7 protein-coding genes are annotated in these 7,446 nt (G+C 38.1%); 5 read left to right on the forward strand and 2 right to left on the reverse strand.

The window, feature by feature from the left end; genetic code table 11:
- The 4 genes from BCG07_RS04795 to BCG07_RS04810 all read left to right on the forward strand — a co-directional run.
- On the forward strand, positions 1 to 273 hold a 273-nt coding region (locus tag BCG07_RS04795; protein WP_286888993.1), incomplete at its 5' end, for an STAS domain-containing protein.
- Positions 273 to 1,925, forward strand: a complete 1,653-nt coding sequence (locus BCG07_RS04800; RefSeq protein WP_286888995.1) for a fused response regulator/phosphatase — start codon at positions 273 to 275, stop codon at positions 1,923 to 1,925. The genes BCG07_RS04795 and BCG07_RS04800, both read left to right, overlap by 1 nt.
- Positions 1,926 to 1,981: 56 nt before the next feature.
- Entirely contained in the window at positions 1,982 to 2,641 is a 660-nt protein-coding gene (locus tag BCG07_RS04805) for a GAF domain-containing protein (protein WP_286888997.1), read from the forward strand.
- An 80-nt stretch (positions 2,642 to 2,721) separates the two neighbouring features.
- Positions 2,722 to 3,912 carry an amino acid aminotransferase gene (locus BCG07_RS04810; RefSeq protein ID WP_006794684.1) on the forward strand — a complete coding sequence of 397 codons (1,191 nt, stop codon included), beginning with the start codon at positions 2,722 to 2,724 and terminating at the stop codon, positions 3,910 to 3,912.
- An 86-nt stretch (positions 3,913 to 3,998) separates the two neighbouring features.
- Here BCG07_RS04810 and BCG07_RS04815 read toward each other — a convergent pair whose 3' ends face one another.
- Complete coding sequence (locus BCG07_RS04815) at positions 3,999 to 5,204, reverse strand: aromatic amino acid transport family protein (protein ID WP_286888999.1); 1,206 nt, start codon at positions 5,202 to 5,204, stop codon at positions 3,999 to 4,001.
- Between the two features lie 326 nt (positions 5,205 to 5,530).
- Between BCG07_RS04815 and BCG07_RS04820 the strand changes: the two genes are divergently transcribed.
- Positions 5,531 to 6,418, forward strand: coding sequence for a DMT family transporter (locus tag BCG07_RS04820; protein WP_006794686.1), 888 nt, complete (start codon positions 5,531 to 5,533; stop codon positions 6,416 to 6,418).
- Between the two features lie 97 nt (positions 6,419 to 6,515).
- Here BCG07_RS04820 and BCG07_RS04825 read toward each other — a convergent pair whose 3' ends face one another.
- Entirely contained in the window at positions 6,516 to 7,394 is an 879-nt protein-coding gene (locus tag BCG07_RS04825; protein WP_006794687.1) for a flagellar protein MotY, read from the reverse strand.
- Positions 7,395 to 7,446 lie beyond the last annotated feature (52 nt).

Genomic DNA, 7,446 nt, shown 5'->3' on the forward strand with positions numbered 1-7,446 from the left:
AAAGCGCTAACAATACAAATAAAGGGAAAGTTTGACTTTAATTTAGTGCAGTCTTTTCGCCAAGCCTATGCTCAGATAGACAGTAGCACTAACAAAGTGATTGTAGATTTAAGAGAAACTGACTATATGGATAGTTCTGCACTAGGCATGCTTTTAAATATGAAAAAAACATTAGAAGATAAAGTGACTGTGTTTGAAATCACTAATTGCCAGCCACAGCTGAAAAAAATATTACAAATATCGCGCTTCGATAAGAAATTTGATATTAGCTAATGGCAGCACACGTTCTTATTGTCGATGATCAGGCATTAAACCGTATTTTATTAAGTCAAATGCTCAAAGATGAAGGTTATCAAGTATCGATGGCCTTCAACGGCCAAGAAGCAATTAAAGTCCTTGAGCATAAAGCCATAGACATTGTGTTACTCGATGTAATAATGCCGGTTATGGATGGTTTTGAGACAGCCAAAATAATAAAAAATAAATACAGTGAAGTTTATTTACCTATTATTTTTATTACTTCGTTAGACGACAAAGCAAGTTTTGAAAAATGTTTAGAAGTCGGCGGGGATGACTTTATCCACAAGCCATTTGATAAAGTTATTCTTCACGCAAAAATTAAAGCTCATAGAAGAACTCGTGAGCTAAGCAAAAAAGCCAACCAACAAAAAAAATTACTCGAGTATCACCACAATCAAATTGAACGTGAACACGAAATAGTGGAACACATATTTAATAATTCACTCGAATATCAAGATGATTTTAAGCAACATCTAGATTTTAATTTATCGCCAGCATCCATGTTTAATGGTGACATGTTTTTAGTTGCACAAAGTCCCATTGGTAACTTGTATTGCATGCTGGGTGACTTTACTGGGCATGGCTTGGCAGCTGCTATAGGTGCGCTACCTGTCTCTCGCGCATTTTATACAATGGTAAATAAAGGTAAGGCCGTTAATGATATTGCCTTTGAGCTAAATACACTTATTTACAACCTGTTACCGGGGCATATGTTTTGCGCGGCTACCATTGTGGAGCTCAGTGCGTCAGGAAAAAGTATATCAGCGTGGCTTGGTGGCTTACCCGATGCATATTTGATCGATACTGAAGGTAATATAAAAAAGACATTAGAATCTCAACACATGGCATTGGGTATATTAGACAAACATGAATTTGAGTACGATTTAATACATTTTGAAGTAAATAGTGATACACGTTTAGTTTTTGCTACCGACGGCATAACAGAAACCACTAATAAGCAGGACGAGTTTTTTGCTGAAGAACGCTTTATAGCATCATTAAAAAGTAAGCCCATGATCTCTTGTGAAGATATAATTGCTGATGTGAGTGATTTTGCGCAGGGCTTACAACAGCAAGATGATGTAAGCATTGTCTTGCTTAACTGTTTGCCTTTGCAGGTGGAAGAAAAGCCGAGAGAGCCTTTTTCAACGCTTGCCTTCAATTTGTCATTAAGCCTTAATTCAAAGCAAATTAAGCAAACCGATCCTGTCTACGATATTGTCAATATTCTTAGCCGAATTGAGGGATTAAATGATCATCGCTCAAACATTTTTTTACTCCTTTCTGAAGCTTACAATAATTCACTTGATCATGGTGTTTTAGGATTAGACTCCGCAATAAAGCTGCAAGAAGACGGTTTTTTTAAGTTTTATGAAATGCGTGAGAAAGCCATAAATGAGTTAAAAGATGCCATGATCATTATTGATATACGCTACTGCCCAGAAACACTCAGTTTGTATTTTATCATTTGTGATTCGGGAAGGGGATTCAGTAGCCAATCAAATGATGAAATGAGTGGCAATAATGAATTTGGGCGAGGTCTTTCACTGCTTGAAGAAATTGCAGAAAAAGTCACATATAACGCCAGTGGTAACCAAGTTGAAATGTCCTATAAGTTGATCTAGCTCTGTGAAAATATACATGCTATCATTTCTGGCAACTTAGATGTATGGATGGCCAAATGATTTCTTCTTATTTAACGCAAGCGCAGTTGCGCGTTAATGCAAACTTAATTACAGCTGAGCTTGAAAAGCTTGAGCACTATTTAGCGCATACATCTTTACCAGAAACGCGTTGGCAGTATCAAATACCTGAATTAGGTGAAGGCGGGGCGTGTAGCTTATTTGGTTACTTGCAAGATGAGCCTTTTAACCTTGCTGATTTTTTAAGTAACGATAGTAATACCAATAGCAAGCTTGCACAGCTGCAAAGTATTGTTAACTATGTACACGCGCAAACGGGTGTTGACTGGTATGGTATTTATCAATCAACGGACACAGACGAAGGTAAGCAACTTTTAAAGCTTGCTTATCATGGTGTACCTAGCCGCCCTCTATTTCCGCTTACAGAGGCCTTTGCTGCAGGAAGCAATAATGTTCAAGTGGCGTTATCACAAAAAGGTCGCATTATTAATAATGTAGAGAAGTATTTAGCACAAGGTGGAGAGTATTATACCTGTGACCCTAAAGTTAAATCTGAAGTATGTTTGCCTTTATTTAATGCCCAAAATGAGTGTGTAGGTATTATTGATGCTGAAGCATTTGATAATGACTTTTTTGATGACAAAGTTTTGGCCATTTTAATTGCGTGTTGTATTAAAATTCCTCACTCACTCGTGTAAATAACACTAGTCAACGTGATGTGCTTTTATGTTAAGCTAAGCTTAATTGCTAACCCATAAATATAGATAAGAGATAGCCCATGTTCTCAGTATTAAAACCATTACCAACCGATCCTATTCTTGGCCTTATGGCGGCCTATAAAAAAGATACAAACCCTAATAAAATTGATTTAGGTGTGGGTGTTTATAAAGATGAGCACGGTAATACACCTGTATTAAACGCAGTGAAGAAAGCAGAAGCATTTCGCTTAGAAAATGAAACAAGCAAATCTTATATTGGCTTAGCAGGTAACTTAGACTACTGTCAAAAAATGGAACAGCTATTACTTGGTGAGCACCAAGCATTATTAGCAAATCGCGTGCGTACAGCACAAGCACCAGGTGGTACAGGTGCACTTCGTGTTGCTGCTGAGTTTATTAAGCGTTGTAATACAGATGCAACTGTATGGGTTACTACACCTACTTGGGCAAACCACATTAGTTTATTTGAAGCTGCGGGTTTAACCGTAAAAGAATACCCGTACTACGACTACGAGAATAAAGACCTGCTATTTGATGAGATGATCAATACCCTTAAGCAAGTACCAAAGGGTGATGTAGTGCTATTACACGCATGCTGTCATAACCCAAGTGGCATGGATTTAAACGAAGCTCAGTGGAACACAGTAGCAGAGCTTGCTAAAGAAGTTGGCTTTACACCATTAGTAGATATAGCTTACCAAGGCTTTGGCTCTTCACTAGAAGAAGATGCACGCGGACTTCGTATTTTAGCTGATGCCGTTGAAGAGTTAATTATTTGCTCATCGTGCTCTAAAAACTTTGGTTTATATCGTGAGCGTATCGGTGCATGTTCATTAATTGCAAAAGACAGTGCGACAGCTGATGTGTCAAACTCAGTAATGTTAAGTGTGGTACGTAGCATTTATTCAATGCCTCCGGCACATGGTGCTGATATTGTTAACACTATTTTAAGCAGTACAGAGCTTACGCAAATGTGGCATGCTGAACTTGATGAAATGCGTACGCGTATTAATGGCCTTCGTAGTTTAATTAAAGAAAGCCTAGCATCAAAAGACATAGCGCAAGACTTTTCATTTATTGAACGTCAACACGGTATGTTTTCGTTCTTGGGTATTAATAAAGAGCAAATTGAGCGATTACAAAAAGAGTACGGCATATACATTGTTGGCTCAAGTCGTGTCAACGTAGCCGGTGTTAGCAAAGCAAACCTTGATTACTTTGCAAATGCAGTTGCTGACGTTTGTAAATAAACGTAGCTAATATAAAAAAACCGCACTCCATTAATCATGGTGTGCGGTTTTTTATTAACTAAATTTTGGTGTTACAAAAGCAAGCTTTAACCAATTGCAGGTATAACCCCACTCATTTGCATAAATTGCGCAGTAATTATTAGCACACCACATAACGCTGCAATCAATAGCCCTATACGACCACTGCGTACTTTATAACCAGTGTTGGTACTGGTTGAGGCACGTTGTTTATAAACCATAGCAACAGGTAAAAATACAGCCAGTACAACTAAAGCTATGGCGGCATAGCCAAGGGCCATTATGAAGCCTTGCGGGTAAAAAAGAGCAAATCCTAAAGGCGGTATAAATGTAATAAGCGCTGTTATAACACGGCCTTTGTTGTTATCTCCTTGTTTAAATGCATCAGCAAAAAAATCAAATAAACCTAGGCTTACACCTAAAAATGAAGTCGCTAACGCTAAATCAGCAAATAATTTCACCGCTATAGATACATTTGAATTATGTGCAATACCTGCAACACTGGCTACAAAACCACTTAAGCCCTCACTATTGAGTAAATCGCTTTGGCTCATAATACCTTGGCTTAATAGTTGCCAAAATATGTAAATGACCAAGGGTAATGCTGCGCCTGCAATCATCACTTTACGCAGAACTTTTACGTCAAGACCTACGTATTTAACAATTGATGGGATAGAGCCGTGAAAACCAAAAGATGTAAATACCACAGGAATTGCCGATAATATTAGCCCCTTCTCAACGGGCATTTCGAGCAAGTGCTTTGATTGTACATAGGGTGTAAGCATATAAAATAGGCTAGCTAAAACAATCACCTTGATTGAAAAGAGTATTCTATTAAATTTATCTACCTTGCTAGTCCCTAGTGTAACCACGCTTGCAATAATGACCGCCAAAATAACGGAGCCAAATTGGGGGGCAATTTCTAATTCAAATCCAAGATTGATTCGCTCTTGAAGCTGAGCACCACCGCCTGCGATATAAGCTGCACATAAAGCATAAAATAAAAACACCATTGAAAAATTGGCAATGTATTGACCGCGCTTCCCAAGCCAGCGTTTAGCAAGTGTATTTAACGTTGCATCACGAGGGGCAAACTGATGTAGCTCTAGCATCAGCAAGGCGGTGTAAGTCATTAATATCCAGCTTGCAACAATGAGTGCAAGTGCAGTCATAAAACCTAAACCAGCAGAAGCGATAGGTAAAGCAAGCATACCTGCACCAATAGTGGTACCAGCTACAATTAACATGCTGCCTGTTGTTTTATTTTTGAGCACTTAATTACCTTAATTATTATTAATTTACACGCACCATATAACTAGATCAGTAAAACTCAAATAGTTTTGTTATAAATGGCATTAAATAAAATGTAACTTACATTTTACAGCTGTATATTTAAGCATTTTATAATCTTTAATATGATTAAATATCTATCCATAAACCTTTTACAGCGTATAATTCTATTACTAGTTATTGAGCGTTTATATCTTAAGATTAAACTGACCGTTAAGTACGTGTACTGTAACTAGTGCATTAATACGCTTGGCTGGCTTTTTCCCTCAAAACCCACTCGCCTTATTTTTAACTTACAAAGGAATGGTACGTGCCTGTTAAAGTTTCATATTTTTTAATGGTTCTTATATGGTCCACCACACCGCTGGGTATTGTGTGGAGTAGTGAGAGTGTTTCGCCATCACTAGCGGTGTTAATGCGTATGCTCGTTGGGCTATTCATTGGTGCGCTTGTTGTTGCAGTCACTAATGTAAGAGTGCCATGGAGTAAGCAAGCTTGCCTACTCTATGCTTACTCAAGCATTGGTATTTTTGGTGGCATGTTATTGAGTTATATGGCGGCTAGAACAGTGCCTTCTGGCATTATTTCACTTATGTTTGGATTAGCTCCTATTTTATCGGGATTGCTTGCTCAACAGCTATTAAATGAGCCTAAATTTAGTTTAATAAAACTCATTGCTTTAGCAAGTGCGTTAGTCGGACTTTATTTTGTAAGCTATAACCAAGTACAAAACTCACAAACTCAGGGACTTGGGCTTGTATATGTATTTATGGCTGTGTGCTTTTTTAGCTTAAGCGGTGTGATGATAAAGCGGGTGAAAATTGCAATTCACCCTATGGCCACAACATTTGGTGCACTAGTATTTGTAACGCCATTATTTTTTATTGCGTGGTGGGTGCTTGATGGTGAGCTTAATATACAAAACTGGAATTTAAGGTCGCTTTGGGCAATTGGTTATTTAGGACTCTTTGGGTCGTTAATAGGTGCGTTGGCATATTTTCATGTTTTACAAAATTTAAACGCGAGCACCGTTGCATTAACAACACTTATTACACCTAGCTTTGCAATAGGGTTAGGTGCGTGGCTTAATAACGAGCCACTAAGTAAAGAGCTAATAATTGGCGCTGCTATTATTGTAATTAGTTTAGGCTTTTTTCAATTTGGTGATAAATACTTAAAAACTAAAAGTAAGCGCTAGGGCGTGTTTAATTTTGTGACATAAAATGTCTTCAATCGATGGGCGATTAATTAAATCACGGCGCAAAGTCTGTAACCTCGTCAATTAAGTAAACCCCCTACATTTTAGCTATTTGAATGACCAAACGGCGGTTTTTATCGCGGCCTAAAATATTATCGTTGGTGTCTACAAAACGTTTTTCACCAAACCCCGTTGTTTTTACTTTATTTTCATCCACACCTAAGCTCACCATATAATCTTTTATCGCTTTTGCACGCTTACGAGATAGGTCTAAGTTGTTCCAACGACCGCCATAACTGTCGGTATAAGAATCAATACTAATGGACTCAATGGTTGAATCGTTTTTTAGATACTCAGCAATTTTATCAAGGCGCTGCTGAGATGACTTAGTTAACTTACTGCTATTAGATTGATAGTTCATCACTGTAAACGAAATATCCTCAAAGCTGTAAGGTAATAGTTCGTCACGGCATTGCAAAAAGGCCCAATAGGCTTGCTTAAAGTTTACACTTGAAATACCAACGGCAATTTTATCGGCACTATTTTGCCAGTCTTGGTAATAAAAAGTGGGGTAAAACCCTTTTTCAAGTTCTGTAAGCATTTCCCAAGCAGTTTGATTACCGAGTTCACCATCAAACTTTTTTAGTAGCTTCATATTTGCTATGTCGCGTGCTGGCAGCCCAGAGCGCCAAGAAGGAGGAACTGCTTTAAGCCCTGCAATGGCGTAATTTTCAGGGCGAACAACCATATCTAAATTGAAAGTTAGGTTTTTATTTTTACTCGCCGATGCTTTAAAAATAGCCTCGCCATAGTAAGGTACCTCATGGTTCAACTGGCATTGCAAACGTGTTGTTTTAACCACTTCCCAATTTGAACTGTCTTGATTTGCAGAGTAATTACGCATGGCCGCATGTGCACTGACGCTCAATAGCGCAGAGCTAATACTAACGCTCATTAATAATAACTTTAATTTCATCAAAGACTCCCCGTAAACCCGACACGCCAAAAATTTGGCTTTGTTCAGTACT

This window comes from Pseudoalteromonas sp. ESRF-bin5 (assembly GCF_002632075.1).
GTDB lineage: Bacteria > Pseudomonadota > Gammaproteobacteria > Enterobacterales > Alteromonadaceae > Pseudoalteromonas > Pseudoalteromonas marina.